Source organism: Longibacter sp., from assembly GCF_051155795.1.
GTDB lineage: Bacteria > Bacteroidota > Rhodothermia > Rhodothermales > Salinibacteraceae > Longibacter.
Map to the genome: position 1 here is coordinate 1 of NZ_DAXETW010000146.1, position 17,214 is coordinate 17,214.

General features: G+C 61.9%; 16 protein-coding genes. 9 read left to right on the plus strand and 7 right to left on the minus strand.

The window, feature by feature from the left end; translation table 11 throughout:
- Positions 1-66 precede the first annotated feature (66 nt).
- Positions 67-669 (minus strand): hypothetical protein, encoded by a 603-nt coding sequence (locus ACFCU0_RS13940; RefSeq protein ID WP_434974290.1) that lies wholly within the window; start codon positions 667-669, stop codon positions 67-69.
- 348 nt (positions 670-1,017) lie between these two features.
- On the opposite strand from ACFCU0_RS13940, the gene ACFCU0_RS13945 reads away from it, so the two are divergent.
- Together ACFCU0_RS13945 and ACFCU0_RS13950 are read left to right on the plus strand one after the other, a co-directional pair.
- Entirely contained in the window at positions 1,018-1,941 is a 924-nt protein-coding gene (locus ACFCU0_RS13945) for an ATP-grasp domain-containing protein (protein ID WP_434974291.1), read from the plus strand.
- 64 nt (positions 1,942-2,005) lie between these two features.
- Positions 2,006-3,055, plus strand: coding sequence for an LLM class flavin-dependent oxidoreductase (locus tag ACFCU0_RS13950; RefSeq protein WP_434974327.1), 1,050 nt, complete (start codon positions 2,006-2,008; stop codon positions 3,053-3,055).
- A gap of 150 nt (positions 3,056-3,205) precedes the next feature.
- Here ACFCU0_RS13950 and ACFCU0_RS13955 read toward each other — a convergent pair whose 3' ends face one another.
- The 3 genes from ACFCU0_RS13955 to radA form a co-directional block, all read right to left on the minus strand.
- Positions 3,206-3,706: a ferritin-like domain-containing protein gene (locus ACFCU0_RS13955; protein WP_434974292.1), complete on the minus strand. Its 501-nt coding sequence runs from the start codon at positions 3,704-3,706 to the stop codon at positions 3,206-3,208.
- A gap of 179 nt (positions 3,707-3,885) precedes the next feature.
- Positions 3,886-4,302, minus strand: coding sequence for a hypothetical protein (locus tag ACFCU0_RS13960; RefSeq protein ID WP_434974293.1), 417 nt, complete (start codon positions 4,300-4,302; stop codon positions 3,886-3,888).
- 235 nt (positions 4,303-4,537) lie between these two features.
- On the minus strand, positions 4,538-5,953 hold the full coding sequence (gene radA, locus ACFCU0_RS13965) for a DNA repair protein RadA (protein ID WP_434974294.1): 1,416 nt from the start codon (positions 5,951-5,953) through the stop codon (positions 4,538-4,540).
- A gap of 286 nt (positions 5,954-6,239) precedes the next feature.
- Between radA and ACFCU0_RS13970 the strand changes: the two genes are divergently transcribed.
- The 7 genes from ACFCU0_RS13970 to ACFCU0_RS14000 all read left to right on the plus strand — a co-directional run bounded on the left by ACFCU0_RS13970 (position 6,240) and on the right by ACFCU0_RS14000 (position 15,354).
- Entirely contained in the window at positions 6,240-7,055 is an 816-nt protein-coding gene (locus ACFCU0_RS13970) for an MlaE family ABC transporter permease (RefSeq protein ID WP_434974295.1), read from the plus strand.
- Positions 7,056-7,092: 37 nt separating this feature from the next.
- On the plus strand, positions 7,093-7,869 hold the full coding sequence (locus ACFCU0_RS13975; RefSeq protein WP_434974296.1) for an ABC transporter ATP-binding protein: 777 nt from the start codon (positions 7,093-7,095) through the stop codon (positions 7,867-7,869).
- A 71-nt stretch (positions 7,870-7,940) separates the two neighbouring features.
- On the plus strand, positions 7,941-8,891 hold the full coding sequence (locus tag ACFCU0_RS13980; protein WP_434974297.1) for an MlaD family protein: 951 nt from the start codon (positions 7,941-7,943) through the stop codon (positions 8,889-8,891).
- Between the two features lie 118 nt (positions 8,892-9,009).
- Complete coding sequence (locus tag ACFCU0_RS13985; protein WP_434974298.1) at positions 9,010-10,230, plus strand: DUF445 domain-containing protein; 1,221 nt, start codon at positions 9,010-9,012, stop codon at positions 10,228-10,230.
- Between the two features lie 81 nt (positions 10,231-10,311).
- Positions 10,312-11,361, plus strand: a complete 1,050-nt coding sequence (locus tag ACFCU0_RS13990) for a hypothetical protein (protein WP_434974299.1) — start codon at positions 10,312-10,314, stop codon at positions 11,359-11,361.
- Positions 11,362-11,480: 119 nt separating this feature from the next.
- Positions 11,481-13,640, plus strand: a complete 2,160-nt coding sequence (locus tag ACFCU0_RS13995) for a prolyl oligopeptidase family serine peptidase (RefSeq protein WP_434974300.1) — start codon at positions 11,481-11,483, stop codon at positions 13,638-13,640.
- A gap of 274 nt (positions 13,641-13,914) precedes the next feature.
- Positions 13,915-15,354, plus strand: coding sequence for a wax ester/triacylglycerol synthase family O-acyltransferase (locus tag ACFCU0_RS14000; RefSeq protein ID WP_434974301.1), 1,440 nt, complete (start codon positions 13,915-13,917; stop codon positions 15,352-15,354).
- A 104-nt stretch (positions 15,355-15,458) separates the two neighbouring features.
- Here the strand turns inward: ACFCU0_RS14000 and ACFCU0_RS14005 are convergent, their stop codons facing one another.
- The 3 genes from ACFCU0_RS14005 to ACFCU0_RS14015 all read right to left on the minus strand — a co-directional run bounded on the left by ACFCU0_RS14005 (position 15,459) and on the right by ACFCU0_RS14015 (position 17,108).
- Positions 15,459-15,953 carry a phasin family protein gene (locus ACFCU0_RS14005; RefSeq protein WP_434974302.1) on the minus strand — a complete coding sequence of 165 codons (495 nt, stop codon included), beginning with the start codon at positions 15,951-15,953 and terminating at the stop codon, positions 15,459-15,461.
- Positions 15,954-16,086: 133 nt separating this feature from the next.
- Positions 16,087-16,527: a hypothetical protein gene (locus tag ACFCU0_RS14010; protein WP_434974303.1), complete on the minus strand. Its 441-nt coding sequence runs from the start codon at positions 16,525-16,527 to the stop codon at positions 16,087-16,089.
- A gap of 146 nt (positions 16,528-16,673) precedes the next feature.
- Positions 16,674-17,108 carry a hypothetical protein gene (locus ACFCU0_RS14015; RefSeq protein WP_434974304.1) on the minus strand — a complete coding sequence of 145 codons (435 nt, stop codon included), beginning with the start codon at positions 17,106-17,108 and terminating at the stop codon, positions 16,674-16,676.
- Positions 17,109-17,214: the final 106 nt, after the last annotated feature.

Sequence of the window (17,214 nt, forward strand, 5' to 3'; positions counted from 1 at the left end):
TCGAACCTGTCGACTCCGTGCTCGGGACGCATCCCGATCGCGACGGACGTTCAACAGGCGGCGGGTCTACTCCATCATTGTGTGCGGCAGAAGTGAATACTCGACCAGGGCGTCGACGATGTCGTCGCCAATGCCCCGTCCGAAGCGATTCCCGTCACCCGCGCCGCCCTGCGCATGTGTATCGAACGTGCCGACGAACACCCTGTCGCCCGACTTGACATCGTAAACGGATGCCGTAAACTCGTAGGTGTTGTACGACTGCATGAAGTCACCGACGGACGACATGACCACGTCTGCATCCAGCATGCCCAGGATGAGAACCTGCGTCGCCTCCTCGTCTCGGGCCGCCTGGAGCGACCGCGATCGGACGGCGGCAGAGTCCAGCGCCGTGCTGTCCGTCACGGGTAGGTAAAGCGTTCTCACCGACCGGTTGTGAGCGGAAAACCGACGGTGCATCTGTTCCGTCATCGCCGACGACATGTCCTCCATTTCTTCCGGGAACCGCTCCACGACGAGAAGCCGATCGATGAACTGCGTGTAGCTGTAGTCTTTTTCTCCATCGACCCGCGTGTTCGCGGTGTTCGTGCAGCCGTTGATGACAAAAAGAATCGAAACGATAAGGAAGACGCCGGCGCGCGAACTGGAAAAACGGAGACGGGGTGTCATCATTCGAGATGTGGAAACACACGAAGAAGTTTGGGTATTCATTCGCGTAGAAGCTACCGATGCTGGTCGTCGGTTGCAAGGTCGCCCTGCCCCGCGCGTTACGTCAACGCGCATCGGAACCAGCCGGACTTTGTGTGGTTCGCGTGAACAGAAAGTCCACACGCCTCGGTGCCCTTCCGGTAACGGTCTGTATCCTCATGATGTGCTGTTGTCGCGCGCTTCGGTCTTTGCTGTAACGACCCGGCCGCGGCAACGTCCTTCGACCTGATGTTTCGCTTCACCTGTAGCCCTCCCGGTTCGTGCCGCGAGGGCGTTTCTATTTTTTCCTTCTTCCGACTCTCCCGTCTCGCTGTGAACGTTACCATCATCCACGAGAACGACGACTGGCTGCCGTCGCTGCGCGATGCGCTCGACCGCCACGGCGTTCCATTCGACGAGTGGTTCGTCCATGAAGGCCATTTCGATGTGCTGGACGCTCCGCCGGACGGCGTGTTCTTCAACCGCATGAGCGCGTCCTCACACACACGCGGCCATACGTCCAGCGTCAGTCACACCCGGCAGATCCTCGCGTGGCTCCGACGGCATGGGCGGCGCGTCGTGAACGGGTTACCGGCATTCGAGCTGGAAATGAGCAAGGTGCGGCAGTACCAGGCGCTGGCAGCGGCCGGCGTCCGAGTCCCGGCCACACGTGCCGTCGCCGGAGGCGCCGATGCCCTGATCGAAGCGGCCTCCGACGTGCCGCCCCCCTTCGTGACGAAGCACAACCGGGGAGGAAAAGGACTTGGCGTGCAGCTCTTTAACACGCACGACGCGTTCGCTGCATACGCTCGGTCGGACGACTTCATTCCCTCGCCCGACCACATCACGCTCCTACAGCAGTACATCGAGGCAGCGGAGCCGCAGATCACGCGCTGTGAGTTCGTCGGCGGCACGCTCGTATACGCGCTCACTGCCGACACACGCGAGGGCTTCGAGCTGTGCCCGGCGGAGGCCTGCCGAACCGAAGAAACCTGCACCATCGACGGGGACAACAGCCTGTTCGACCTTCGCACAGAGCTGCCCGCTCGTCTCGTCGCGCAGTACGAGCGCTTCCTCGCGGCCGAGCACATCGACGTTGCCGGCGTCGAGTTCATCGAAGACGTCGAGGGACGCTGCTGGACGTACGACGTAAACGGCACAACCAACTACAACCCGGAGATCGAGTCAGCCGCCGAGCAAAGCGCCTGGGACGCCGTGGCTCAATTCCTCGGCCAGGAACTCCAGGTCGCAGCATAGAAGCATGCGCTCACCCTACATTTCGCATTTCGCATTTCGCAATTAGCATTTCGCAATCGCAATGATCGATCTCGGTATCTGGCTTCCCATCTTTGGCGGCTGGCTTCGCAACGTGTCGGACGAAGGCATGCCTCCGACCTTTGCCTACAACAAGAAGGTCGCACAGGCCGCCGATGATGCCGGGTTCTCGACGATTCTGATCGCCGAGTTGAACCTGAATGACATCAAAGGCATCCGCGCCCCGAGTCTGGAGTGCTGGACGACAACGTCCGCCCTTGCGGCCGTGACCGAGAACATCCGGCTGATGTCGGCGATTCGCCCGGGCTTCCGCGAGCCGGCCGTGACAGCCAAAATGGCGGCCAACATCGATCACATCAGCGGCGGCCGCTTCGAGATCAACCTCGTGTCTGCCTGGTGGGAGGAGGAAATGAAGATGTACGTGGGCGACTGGCTCGAGCACAGTGACCGGTACGCCCGGTCAACGGAGTTCGTGGAGATCCTCCGCGGCATGTGGGCGAACGATTCCTTTTCGTACGATGGCGACTTTTACACGATCGAGGACGCTATCCTCGAACCGAAACCGGTGCAGGACCGAGGCGTGCCGATTTACGCCGGCGGCGGCTCAGAAGAGGGGCGAACCATGATCGCCCGTCACTGCGACCACTACCTCATGCACGGTGGATCACCGGACAAAATCGCTGGCGACGTCGAAGATATGCGCGAGCGACGTGCGAACGCCGGCCACGACCCGGACGATATGCAGTTCGGAATGGCAGCGTACGTCATCTGCCGCGACTCGGAGGACGAAGCGATGGCCGAACTGGACCGCATCACCACGGTCGACTACGAGTCGGAGGGCTACGACAGCTACGACGACTTCGTGGAGAACTCGAAGGTCGACTCCGAGGTCGATCTCAAGGACTACTCGGTCTCAAACCGAGGCCTGCGCCCCGATCTTGTGGGCACGCCGGACCAGATCGTGGACCGACTGGCGGAGTACGCCGATGTGGGCCTGGACCTCGTCCTGCTTCAGTGCTCCCCGATGCTCGAGGAAGTTCAGCGTCTCGGGCGGGACGTCATTCCGAAGCTCGGCCGCGTGAGCGTTGGAGGGTGAGGTGTTGGGGTGTTGAGATGTTGGAGTGGTTAGAGCGCGGCGTTGGAACCGAAAAACGGCCCCTCTCGGCGCCGCTGGGCGGGTCGAGAGGGGCGAAGATCGTTCGGACACGTGGTGTTTCAAGCGACCGGGTTGAGCCGGGCGATGTTCTTACGCGTTTGCGGTTTCAGCCTTCGGATTCAGCAGGCCTGTCGCAAGGTTCGTCATTCGCTGATCCATTTCCGCGCTCTCGTCAACGTTGTTCTCAATTGCCTGCGCCGCTTCGTCCATACCGAGGCGTGCTGCATAGGTCTGCGCGCAGCCGTACCCGGCCAGCCCGTAATGCTCTACGCGTTGAGCGTTGGCGATCAGTCCCGCGTCGCGAACCGCGGTGGGCTCGGAGTCGTCTATGTATTCATTTCCCTCTTCCAGCAGGCCCTCCATCCCATGGCATTTCTCGCCAGATGGGTCGACGTTCATCGCATTGCAGATCTGCTGCAACCGATTGATGTGCCGGGACGCCTGCTCAATCCGCTCGGCGAACACCGTCTTGAGTTGCTCCGACTGTGCCGCATCCGTCCAGTTTTCGTATGCTCTTCTGACCTGTGTTTCTGCATTGTAGAGATCGCGTACCTGCTCGATGAATAGATCGTTGAGATCTGTAACCGTCATCTGTCGTACGCCGTTTCATTCGCAGCCTTCGACACTTCGTAATTCAATGCGTGCAAGGTGCATTCCCTGTGGAAGAGACCTCCCCGGGCGATCGTATACCGGGCGTGATGCGCCACATCGTCGAAGCGGTGGCAGCAACGCCGACAGCGTGACGCGCCGAAATCTCTCCCCGTCCTGCGTCACCCCTTGCACTCCGCGTGTAACCAGTCCGATGCCTGTTCTCGCGTGTAGAAGAGTCGCGCCCTGCAGGTCGGTCGGAGGATCATGGCCATGTGCGAGGCTGCCGCCACGCACGGCTCGCGCATGTCGACCCAGAGCGCAAGCGTATGCGTCGTTTTCTGGTGGAAGAACGCCATCTGCGCCTGAAACGAGAAGGAGTGCGGCGCGCGATGGTCCATGAGAACGCACGACGCCTGCATGCTCTCGATCGTCCGAATAATCATCTCGGCATCGCTGGCCGAGAGGTCGACGTACGGCCGCAGCCGAATCTCACCCACGCCCGGTCCGAGGTGGCGGATGTAGGCCCCTTCGGTTTCGCACCACGCGCTCTGGCCGCATGATACGCCGGGCTCGAGGCTGTCCTTGTTGTGGATCATACACCTGGCAGCCGTTTCAACAGAATAACTCGGTCGCCATCCACGGCAGGCCGTCACGTGCTGGTGCTGTCCACGCCGACCTTCAGGGAATGGTCAGGAAACAACGGCACGGCTTCGATAGATGTTTGATACACAGCCCTGATTACGACTTCGTTCTACAGATCGTTAATATTTCTCCACCGCGAATCTGTGGGCGAAGCGAAACACACGAGCGATAGATCGCGGGACGGTCTGCCTACAAGACCATGTCTACCACATCCCGAAGTGTTTTTGCACCGGTGATAGAGATGTCGAGGTCAACCGTGATGCGATCCAGGTTATTCTGGGGAATGACGGCTCGCTCAAAACCGAGCTTGGCCGCTTCTTTCAGCCGCGGCTCTACCTGACTGACGGTTCGTATTTCTCCGCCGAGGCCGACCTCTCCGATCAGAACGCTGCCGGTGTCGGTTGGGACGTCCCGGAAGCTGGACGCTGCCGCGACGGCCACACCGAGGTCGACGGCCGGTTCGTCGAGCTTGACGCCGCCAGCCACGTTGACGAACACGTCGTAGTCGCTGAACGCGAGACCGGACCGCTTTTCCAGTACGGCAAGGATCATCTGGAGCCGTTTGTACTCGAATCCCGTCGCGGTGCGCTGGGGCGTGCCGTAGCTGCTGGGCGTGACGAGCGACTGGATTTCGACGAGCACCGGCCGCGTGCCTTCCATCGAACAGACGACCGTCGACCCGCTCACGCCGTATCCACGTTCGGAGAGAAAAATCTCGCTCGGATTCTGCACCTCCCGGAGGCCGGACTCGCGCATCTCGAAGACACCGATCTCATTTGCCGCCCCGAAGCGGTTCTTGACCGAGCGAAGGATTCGGTAGGCGTGGTGCCGATCCCCTTCGAAATAGAGAACCGTGTCCACCATGTGCTCCAGGACCCTGGGGCCGGCAATCGTCCCCTTCTTCGTCACGTGCCCGACCAGAAACGTGGAAAACTCAAGCTCTTTCGTAATCTTAAGGAGCGAAGCCGTACTTTCCCGAACCTGGCTGACCGACCCCGGGGCACTCGACAGGTCCGGTCGGTAGATCGTCTGGATCGAGTCGACGATCAGGATGTCCGGCTCCACGTCTTCGACCGCCCCGCTGATCTCTTCCACGTTCGTCTCCGAGAGCAGCAGTAGGTTGTCAGAATCGACGCCGAGCCGCTGCGCGCGCAGCTTGACCTGACGCTTTGATTCTTCCCCCGTGACATACAAGATTGTGTGCTCGGGCAGGTACCGGCCCATTTCCGTCATCAGCGTCGATTTGCCGATGCCCGGGTCGCCCGCGATCAGGCTGAACGAGCCCTGCATGATCCCCCCGCCCATCACGCGGTCGAATTCCACGATGCCCGTCCGGAGCCGCGCCTCCTCCGTCAGCTCGATCTCCGTGAGGCGCTTAATGTCGGCATTCGTTGTCCGGTTCGCCCCCCATCCTCCGCGCGACCCATTGGACCCGGAGGATGATTTCTTCTTCGACGATCCTTTCGGCACGCGGGCCTTCACCGCCGACTTCGGCGTCTCCTCCACCATCGTATTCCAGGCGCCGCAGCCCGGACACTTGCCCATCCACTTGTGTGCTTCGTGCCCGCATTCCTGACAGACGTAGAGAATCGACTTCTTGGCCATGGTCGGCACAGTGGGGATCAAAATAGACGGACGGCGACCCGCATCAACACAGGCCGCGAACTTACGTGCTGGTCGGCCGGTTGGCTCAAAATGTAATGCACGTTTAAGTATCGCGCATCGGGCCCGGAAGCACATCGACGGTACGCATCAGATCTGTCAACGTTGTGTCGCTCGGCTGTGCGAAGACGTACGATTGTAACATGTGACGGGGCGGATCCGCCCTCCTTTGCAACGTATTCACGGGAGAGAACGGACACGCCGTCCGTGCTAACCTGTACGTTGTTCGATGTCACGCAAGGATGCACGCGTGCTTCTTTTCCGCGATCTGACTCTCAACGACCCGCGTCCGGTGGCCGACCGTCTTCTCGCCCCGTTCTACACGCTCGGGCGGTACATCCTGCTGCTTACCCGCGCATTTACCTCGTTGGATGAGGTTCGCACCTACTGGGGGAACCTGGTCACGCAGATGGTGCGCATCGGGATCGACTCGCTGCCCATCACCGCGCTGGCGGCAGCGTTCTCCGGTGCCGTGCTGACGGTGCAGACGGCGTATCAGCTCGAAACGTCGTTCATCCCTAACACGATCATCGGCTCGATCGTCGTCCCGTCGATGATGCTTGAGCTCGCAGCCGTGATTACGGGGTTCATCCTCGCCGGCCGTGTCGGTGCCCGGATTGCCGCCGAGCTGGGCACGATGCGCGTATCGGAACAGATCGACGCCCTGGAGGCGATGGGGCTCAACTCCATCAGCTTCCTCATCCTTCCTCGCGTCCTGGCCGGCATCATCATGTTTCCCGTGCTCTACGTCGCCGCATGCCTGATCGGCATCGGAGGCGGCGTGATGATCGGTTCGGCAGGGGGCTTTCTCAGCGCACAGGAGTTTATCGACGGCGCCCGGCAGTTCTTCAAGCCGTTCGATCCCTTCTTCGGCCTCATTAAGTCCTTCACCTTCGGGTTCATTATCACGTCCGTCGCGTGCTACAAAGGATACTACACCACCGGCGGAGCCGAAGGGGTAGGTGACTCGACCACCGAAGCCGCTGTGCAAAGCTGCGTCTTCATCCTGATTGCCGATCTCCTGCTCGCCGTCACACTGCTCTGACCCTCGCGCCGCTTTTCCCCGCTCGTACCCGCCCCGAATGATTCAGGTCGATAACTTACATAAGAGCTTTGGCGACCTCGACGTGCTCAAAGAGGTCGACCTGGAGATCGAGGATGGCGAGACTATCGCCATTATCGGACGCTCCGGTTCCGGCAAAAGCGTGCTGATGAAGCACCTGGTCGGCCTGCTAAACCCCGACCAGGGTCGCGTACTCGTCGATGACGTGGACATCGGCGAGATTCCCTACGAGGAGCTTCGCGAGATCCGGCAGCAATTCGGGGTACTGTTTCAGGGGGGCGCGCTGTTCGACTCGATGACGTCGTTCGAAAATATCGCCTTCCCGCTCGAGTACTTTACGACGATGTCGGACGACGCCATCCGCGATCGCGTTCATGAATGCCTGGATCTCGTCCGGCTGTCGGACGTCGGCCCCAAGAAACCGTCGGAGTTGTCCGGCGGAATGCGGAAGCGCGTCGCCCTGGCGCGCGCCATTGCCCTCGAGCCCCGTTATATGCTATACGACGAGCCCACGAGCGGCCTCGACCCTGAAACGTCGAACACCATCGACGAGCTAATCAGTCAGCTGTCGGAGGAGCTCAGCGTGACCAGCGTCGTCGTGACGCACGACATGCACTCCGTGTTTTCCATCGCCGACCGGGCCGCGTTCCTGCACAATTGCCACCTACACTGGGTCGGGCCCGTCGACGACATTCACAGCCAGCCGGATGAAACGCTCGATCGGTTCGTCAAGGCCAACGAGTACCACGTCGGCGACCCCCTTCGCGCCACGGCGACCCAGCGCGGACAGGCGTAGCATCGGTCCCTCAGCCCTCTTCGCGCCATCGGACCCACTTTTTCGCTCTCTTTCGCTCGCTGACTCCCCGGATGACTTACAGCAAAGAAATTAAGGTCGGCATCTCGATCGTTATTGCGGCGATCGTATTCTTCGCCGGACTCCGGTTTTTCCAGAACGTTCCGATCTTCAAAAGCAGCTACGTGCTGAAGACGGAGTTCCAGGACGCCGGCGGTCTCGTGGCCGGTAATCCCGTTCAGATGAAAGGGGTCAACGTTGGCACGGTCGAAACCGTGCGGCTCGACCTGGCGGATCAGGTCGTTCGCGTCGTTTTCCGCATTGAGGAGGACGTAAAGGTCCCGCAGGGCTCGTACGCGGAAGCGTCCGGGTTCAGTGCGCTGAGCGGCGTCAAGCTGGCGATCACTCCCGGCCCTGCGAGCAACCCGCCCATCGAGCCGGGCTCCACGTTACCGGGCCCGCCGGAGGGCGACATTCTCGGACAGCTCAAGGACGCCGGACCACGCCTCGTCTCCCGCGCGGACTCCACGCTGACCGACGCCAGCATCGCGATGCAGGCCCTCAGCCAGAAGGTCAGCAATCCCACAAGCAACCTGAACCAGCTCATCAGCGCGCTCGAGCAAACGAGCCGTAACCTGGAGCAGGCAACGGACGGAGATGCGCTCGGGAATACGATCTCCAACCTGGAAGCCGTCACCGCCGACCTCCGACGTCTATCCGGCGAAACGCAGGCCGCCGAGGACTCGCTTTCGGAGAACAACCTGGGCACAATCATGGCGCGCCTCAACCGGTCGCTCGACAAGCTCGACCGGAATCTGTCCAACCTCGAACGGTCGACCACCAACCTGGGCGAGATCACGGATAAGCTGAACAATGGAAACGGCACGGCCGGACGGCTCATCAACGATCCGAGCCTCTACAACCGGCTTGACTCCGCCGCCGTCGAGGCCAACCGTCTGCTGAAGGATCTCCAGGATAACCCGAACAAATACCTGGACGATATGACCCTCGTAAAGGTGTTTTAGAGGAGGTTCAGCGTTCAGGGTTACGCGGTCGACGTTGCGGATTCCACGGTCCGTCGTAGGAGCGAGCCAGCGACCCGCATCGCATTGATGTCCCCTTCTGTGCTTTCGTCTCCCGTACATGGCGAACCAGGATACATCTTCGGCACCGAACCGGCCGGCGGCGGACGAGGGCCGATCGACGTCTACGCCTGGAGAGGATTCCGACTCGTCCGTGACCGTGCCGGTCGCGCCCCCAACGCGAACCGGGCGTCTACGCCGGCTTCTTGTGGCCACGGTGCAGCGGCACATGCCGACGGGCGATGAGGGCGACGAGACCCTAGACGAGCCCCCGCGCCAGGCTGGAAGCTACGCACGCTGGCTCCCGATCCTGCGGGCCGTTCCGTGGGTCCTGCTTGCGGTCTTCGGCGTTTCCTTCGTCTGGGACTTCCCAGATACCCGCGTCACGGTGTTCGGCCATACGATCGTCGTGGAAGGCCTCCTGCGGATTACCTCCGTGAGCGGCATGATCGGCTTCCTCACGAACTGGCTGGCCCTCACGATGCTCTTCCAGCCACGCCAGCCCCGGCCGCTCGTCGGGCAGGGCGTCATCCCGGCGCAGCGCGAGCGCGTCGCCTGGCGACTGGCGCAGGCCGTCTCCGACGAGCTCATCAACGAGGAGATCATTATCGAGAAGATCCACGACAGCGACCTGACGTCGCAGTACCGGGATCTGGCGCTGTCGATCACGCGGGACGTCACCGAGGACCCCGCGTTCCGATCCGAACTGAAGTCACTGCTGGAAGACTATTTTCGGGAGGTGCTCTCATCGCCGGAGGTGCACGAACGCATCGTCAATTTCACGGAGGCGCAAATCGAAAAAAACGTCGGGGAAGGCCTTCCGGGTCTCGCCTTGCGCGTCTATCGAACGGTCGGAGAAGACGCCTTCCAGAAACGCCTCCACGAAGCCGTGGCTCAGCTTCCGGAAGCCGTCGGTCCCATCCTGGACGAAGCGATGCCCTACCTGGACCGCCTTCCCGAGCAGCTCGAGCGCCGTGCGGGCGAGATAGAGGTCCTCCTGACGCAGCTCGTCCTCCGGTTCGTTGAATCCATCAACATCCAGAGAATCGTTCTGGAGAATGTTCGGGCCTACGACGAGCGCCAGCTGGAGAACCTGCTCAAGCGAACAACGAACGAGCAGCTGAACTACATCAAATACCTGGGCGGCGTGCTGGGCGTGGTCGGGGGGCTCGTCATCTGGGCGCCGATAGCGTCCCTCATCGGACTCGCCGTGGTCGTGCCCGCGGTCTGGGCACTCGACGAAGCCCTCTTCCGGATGCGATCGGTAGATATGGATCCGTGAGGCGTCGCACCCGGGCATGGCATTCCTGAGGTCGGTCGATTACCTTGCGGCATCCCCCTTCGTTTAGACCGTACTCGCACTATGTCCTCTCTCCACCCGCTGCACATACTCTGCAGCGTTCTCTGTCTCCTCTTAGTCTCCACCACGGCCTTCGCACAGACAGGTGACCGCGATGTCGCCGGCACCGAGGCCGACGCGAACGCACAATCCAACGCCTCGTGGACGTACGTTTCCGGCCCGGAAGGGCTCATCCAGGCCCGCTTTCCGGGAGAACCCGACCGACCGCAACAGAGTGACGGGTCGAACGACATGCTCGTCTACGAAGACGCGGAGAGACAGGCCTATTTCCTGGCCGGCTCCCCTATCGCTGCGGAGCTCAGTTCCAGAGATCCGGACTCACTCCTCACGTTCGTCCTTGAGCGCATTGCCGTCAATCGCGCGGAGACCAACACGGTCGTAATGGATTCGTTCTCCGTCGGCGACTATCCCGCGCGTCGCGTCACGTTCGTCAGCCAGGGAATTCAGTTCTCGTGGCAATTCTACCTCATCGGGAATCGGCTGTACCAGGCCGGTGTTGGACAGGCGAATGCAAATCAGGACAGCACCGATGCTCGACGTTTCTTCGACAGCGTCTCCTTCCGTGCTCCCCTCGATAGCATCGCAAGTCTTCCACCCCTTCCTGAGCCGTCCCCGGCCGCCGTCGACGCTAACACGGCAGGCAACTCGGACATCGAAACCGCGCTGAACGACATCGGGTGGGACTACACCCTCGATGCGGACGGCGACTACCGCCTGATCCTGTCGGCCGACAGCAACCGTACGCAGCTGGGATGGATTGCATCGACGCCCTCAGACGAACTGGGCGGACCGGGCGGCTACGAGGTGTTCTCCATCGCCTACGACTCGACGGCCGCCCCGTCTCGCGCATTACTGCGGGACGCCCTTCTGACGAACGGTCCGGCGCACGGAGGATTCGAGATGTTTGAGGTCGGCGGTGGACGCGTACGTATCTTTTATTCCGCCTACACGCCACCGAGTCCCACGGCCGCCGACATCCGTCAGGTTGTAAACGACGTCTTTCGCAGGGCGGATACCTTCGAGAAAAAGCACGTCGGCGGCGACGAACTGTAGCCGCCGCTCCACCCGTGACGCAGAGCCGGCCGCTTACGACACAGGCACCGTCCCACCGGAACGGCCGACCAAACGCCGACGTCCCCCCTCCGACACCGATCCCAACGCATCTAAGGTTCATGGCTCGATTTCTCTCGCTGACCCTCCTCGTCGCTCTCTGGATCCATCTCCCCTCGATGGGCCAGCCGTTTGATTATCCGGATACGCGCAAGGTTGACACCGTCGACGTGTATCACGGCACCGACGTACCGGACCCCTATCGATGGCTCGAAGACCTCGATTCCGACGACACCCGGGCCTGGATCGAGAAGCAAAACGAGGTCACCTTCTCGTACCTCGAAGAAATCGAGGCGCGCGACGTGATCCGGGAGCGGATGACGGAGTTGTACGACTATCCGAAGTACGACGTCCCAACGCGGCGCAATGAGCGGCTCTTTTTTGAACGCAACGAGGGCCTCCAGAATCAGCCGGTCGTCGTGACCCTGCGTGCCGGAAGCGACGACGAGCCGTCCGTGCTCTTCGACCCGAACGAATGGAGCGACGACGGAACGGTCGCGCTGTCCTCCATGGTGCCGAGCCCGAACGGAGACCAGGTCGCCTATGGCGTAAGTGAAAGCGGATCGGACTGGCGCACGATCAAAGTACGGGACGTGGAGACGGGCAACGACCTTGAGGAAGAGTTGAAGTGGGTCAAATTCAGTGAGCCAACCTGGGCGCCGGACGGGTCCGGCTTTTACTACGGGCGCTATCCCGAGCCCGCGGAAGGCGAAGCCTATGAGGCGCAAACGAAAGGGATGAAGCTGTTCTACCACGAAGTCGGCACCCCGCAATCCGACGATCGCCTCGTCTTTGAGCGGCCGGACGACCCGAAGATCGGCTTCGGTGCCGACGTGAGCGACGACGGCACGTATCTCGTGATCTCAGCCTGGAAGGGGACGGCCGAGAAGAACCTGCTGTACGTGAAAGACCTGCAGGACCCCGATGCGACTGTCGAGCCGGTCATCGACGAAATGAAAGCGAGCTATGAGTTCATCGGGAACGACGGGTCCACCTTCTTCCTGCTGACGAACGACGACGCCCCGAACAAGCGCCTCGTCGCCTTTGACGTCAGCAATCCGGAGACGGGAATGACGACGCTCATTCCGGAATCCGATGCCGTGCTTCAGGACGTGGAACGTGCCAGAGACCGGTTCCTCGTCCACGCGCTGGACGATGTCAAGGCGCGCCTGACCGTTCACGCGCTCGACGGCACACAGCAGCGCGAAATCGAGCTTCCCGCGATCGGAAGCATCACGCAGATGACGGCCTCTCCGGAGTCCGATCACGTGTACTACGGGTTTGCCTCCTACACGTACCCGACGACGATCTTCCACGGCTCTCTTTCCAACGAGACTGAACAGGTATTCCGCGAGCCGGAGATTCCGGGCTTCGACGCCGACCGCTACACCGTGAAGCAGTCGTTTTACACGAGCGAGGACGGCACGGAGGTGCCCATGTTTATCGTTCACCGGAAAGGACTCTCGATGGACGGGTCCAATCCGACGCTCATGTACGGATACGGCGGCTTCAACGTGAGCCTGACGCCGCGATTTTCGGTCGGTCGTCTTGCCTGGCTCGAGATGGGCGGCGTGTATGCCGTCCCCAACCTCCGGGGCGGCGGCGAGTACGGGCAGGCGTGGCACGAGGCGGGCATGCTTGAGAACAAGCAAAACGTGTTCGACGACTTTGCCGCAGCCGGACGTTACCTGATCGAGGAAGGATACACCGCGAGCGAGAAGCTGGCCATCGCCGGCGGATCGAACGGAGGCCTCTTGACCGGCGCCTCCCTCATCCAGAACCCGGACCTGTTCGGCGCAGCGATCGTCGCGGTGGGTGTGCTGGACATGCTCCGGTATCACGAATTTACCATCGGCTGGGCATGGGTACCGGAATACGGCTCGTCCGATGACTCCGAGCAGTTCGAGTACCTGTACGAATACTCGCCGCTCCACAATGTAGAGGACGGTGAAGCGTACCCGGCGACGCTCATCACGACTGCGGACACAGATGACCGCGTCGTTCCGGCCCACTCTTACAAGTTCGCAGCCCGGCTGCAGGAGGGACAGGGCGGAGATGAACCGGTCTTACTGCGAGTGGAAACGAAGGCGGGACACGGTGGTGGGAAGCCGACGTCGAAGATTATTGAGGAGCAATCCGACGTCTACGCGTTTTTGGCGCGCGTTTTGAGCATGGATGTTCATGACACAGCGCTAAACACGAAGAGCCCCCCACGCCGGTAAGCCCCACACGCCCCGGCGGATCGAAGAGGAGCGATGGGAGTCGGTTGCCGCACCTGCGGACCGCTCGCACCGCTCCTCGTTCGTTTTCGGTATCCATCCACCGGAAGATCAATCGGGATGTCGCGGGCGGCGATTGTGTCCGTCCCTCCTGCGTGTTACCTTTCTCTTCACTTGACGGTGGGAACGAGAGCGTGAATCGTCTTCACCGCGCCAGGAATGAGTTGGTGTCCCATCGGCTCTCTGCCTGCTACTTGCTTCAGGACGACTGCGTTCGATGAAAGACTATGAACCGCTCTCCGGCGTCGATGCCGCATGGCTCCGCATGGACGAGCCGACAAATCTGATGACGATCACATCCGTCCTCGTGCTCGAGGATGCGATGGATCTGGCGACGCTTCGGGAGATCGTGGCGGAACGCTTCGTCGGCTTCACGCGCTTTCGCCAGCGCATCCGATCTGCGAGCAGCGGCGAACAGTGGGAACTCGACCCGCACTTCGACCTGACGCAGCACGTCCGGCGCGCAGCCCTGCCCGGCGATGCCGGCAAGGCCGAGCTGCAGGAGCGGGTCAGCGAGCTCATGAGCACGCCGCTGGACCGCAACAAGCCGCTCTGGCACCTTGAGCTCATCGAGGACTACGCCGGCGGCAGCGCCATCATCGCGCGCATCCACCACTGCATCGCGGACGGGATCGCCCTCGTCCAGGTGCTGCTCTCGCTCACCGACGAGTACTTCGATCCCTCCCGGTTCCCGAAAACGAAGCGGTCGTCCCGCCTCCCGGGATTGATTCGGGCTCCGCTAAATGCGGCGAAAAAGGCCGCCGATGCAGCCGGTCTGCTGCTGAATGAGGGGGCGCACGCAATGGTCGATCCCTCCCGCATCACGCTTCGGGCGAAGCAGGGGATGAGCCTCGGCGCCGCGCTGTCGAAGCTCGCCCTCATCGGGGCCGACTCCCACACCCGGATCAAGGGCGATCTCGGGGTCGCGAAAAACGCCGCGTGGTCTGGACCCATCGACCTTGACGTGGTCAAGAAGACCGCCCACGCGATCGACGCCAAGGTCAACGATGTCCTGCTGGGGGCGGTGGCCGGTGCCCTCCGGTATTACCTCGACGAGCACGGGGATTCGACCGAGGGCGTTTCAATCCGTGGGATGATCCCCGTCAACCTCCGACCGATCGAGAAAGCCTTCGAGCTGGGCAACCAGTTTGGACTGGTCTACGTGGATCTGCCCATCGGGCTCTCCGAACGGGCGGAGCGCGTGATGAACGTCAAACACCAGATGGATGAGATCAAAGCCTCGTCGGAAGCGGCGGCGGCCTTCGGCATTCTGGAGGTTCTCGGCTACTTCCCGACGGAGCTCGAAGAGCAGGCCGTCCGCCTCTTCAGCAGCAAGGCGAGCGCCGTGTTGACGAACGTGCCGGGCCCGCGGAATCATCTTCACATGAAAGGCCGACGCCTCCAGCACATCATGCCCTGGGTGCCGCGTGCCGGTAACATCGGGATTGGCATTAGCATCTTCAGCTACGCCGGCGAAGTCCGGCTCGGAATCGCCTGTGACGACGGGCTGGTCCCGGACCCGGAGACAATCCTGGAAGGATTCGAACGCGAGTTTGCGCAGATCGTCGAGTCCTTCAATCAGAGCCGTGGCGACGCCGCCCCCTCCCCGACGCCCACCCGGGCAGAAGCCTCCGACGACAACGTAGATGCGGCCTGACGCCGTCATCTGGCGGGTTCGGATCCTGCCGCCGCCATAGCAAAGACGCCGGGACGATCGATATCGCCCGGCGCCTGCGAGTCAAGTCGGAATATCTCCAGCGTCTACGCGTCTTCCTCGTTTTTCTGCTTCTCTTCAAGCGCGCGGGTAAGACGCTCGATCTTCGCGTTCAGATCGTCGACCTGAGACCGGAGAGTTTCCATATCGGACTGCGTCGGAACGCCAATCCGGCTGATCGCATCGTCCACCTCCGAGCGGACCTTCTTCTCCGCGGCCTGGGCCACGTCCTCGCCGCCGCTCCGTAGCTCGTCCACCTTTCGCTTTACCGCCTTCTGGGTCTCACGGCGGGACCGTTCCCAGGTCTTCCCCTCTTCGACCAGCGAGTCGAATACCTGCGTGCCGACGCTCTCCGCGTAGGAAAGGGCACCCAGGCCCGCCAGCCAGGCGTTTCGCACGCCATTCGCGGCGGCGGTGGCGACGTCACTGAAGCTAACACCCGAACCGGACTGTGAAGAGGCCTTCGAGCCATTCGACGAGGTCCGGCGGCGTGAGCGGCTGCCGCGCGTAATGTTGATGTTTGGACTGGAATCGTCGCTCATCGTGGGTCGAACCGTTCAGTAAAAGGACCAGCGAAAACGGGGCCGGTGCTTCGCGGGCATCGTTCAAAACCGTTGCCTGCTGGTGGGGACCATCGACGTACTCCCCGACGAGGGGTTCCCCGCACCGGCACACCTAATACGTCTTCTCAATCTTGGCCGCCACTTCGTTCAAGCCGCGAAAGACGCCCATGTTCGACATGATCTTGATCGTGGACCCGTCGATGTTGTAGTCGGGAGACGTCAGCGCCTGCATCGCACCCATCTCGCCCTTATCCATCTTGACCCACGTCTTATACGGTGCGGAGGCGCGGGCCATCATCGCCGATTTGTCGAACGGCTCATTTCGCATATCGTCCGACGGTGCGTCGTCGATCCAGAGGTCGACGTCGACGATTTTCCCGTTGTCGAACGAGTACGCGGCCGCCACGTCTTCCCCGTCCGGCGTATCGAAGCAGCGAAGCTCGATCGTGTCGGAGAAGCCGGAGGCCGTCGATTGAAACGCGTCGTCCGAATTAATCGCCTGAACGAACGCCTCCACAAACGCAGGCGTCCAGTACCGGGGAGCGTCACTCATCGCAGATCGTCAGGTGTAGATCGGGGAGGGCACGGACGGCACATGGTACGAACGGGGCCGCGACATTCACAAGCCGCAGGGCTTGCCGCCACGAACATTCTCGCGGGGCGACGGGAACGCCCGCGTGACCCATCCCTGGCCGGGCCCTACGCATCGTTGCGGTGCTGCCAGTACTTGTAGATCGCTGCCGCCGTCGCGCCGAAGATGACGTAGTTTGCGATCAACGAGAGGTTGCCCCCAATGGTCACGCCGGCAGCCACCGTCCAGGTCAGGACCACATTCGCTGTGTACAGGAAGCCGCCGAATGCACCGCCCAGGATAACAGCCACGTACGTCTTCCACGCATGAACGATGCGAGCGAGAACCGTGGTCGTCAGGAGGGCAAGGCCGAAGTGGACGCCGAGCGTGCCCAGGAGCCCACCCGTCGTGTACTGTCCCGGCGACAGGCCGATGATGTCCTTAATCGTTGCGCGGGCAGGGCCCATCGGCGTGCCGGCCCCGAGACTGCTCGCCAGCAGCTCAAGCGCGAGAAAAACCACCCCGGCGCCAAGACCGGCAACGAGGGCGGACGAGAAAGACATCCTTGACTCGGGCGTCGTCGTCTCCGCCGTTTCGGGGTTGCTGGCTATGGTCGCGACGGGGACATCCGAGGATGAGGCTTGAGCACTGCTCATGGCATATGCGTTG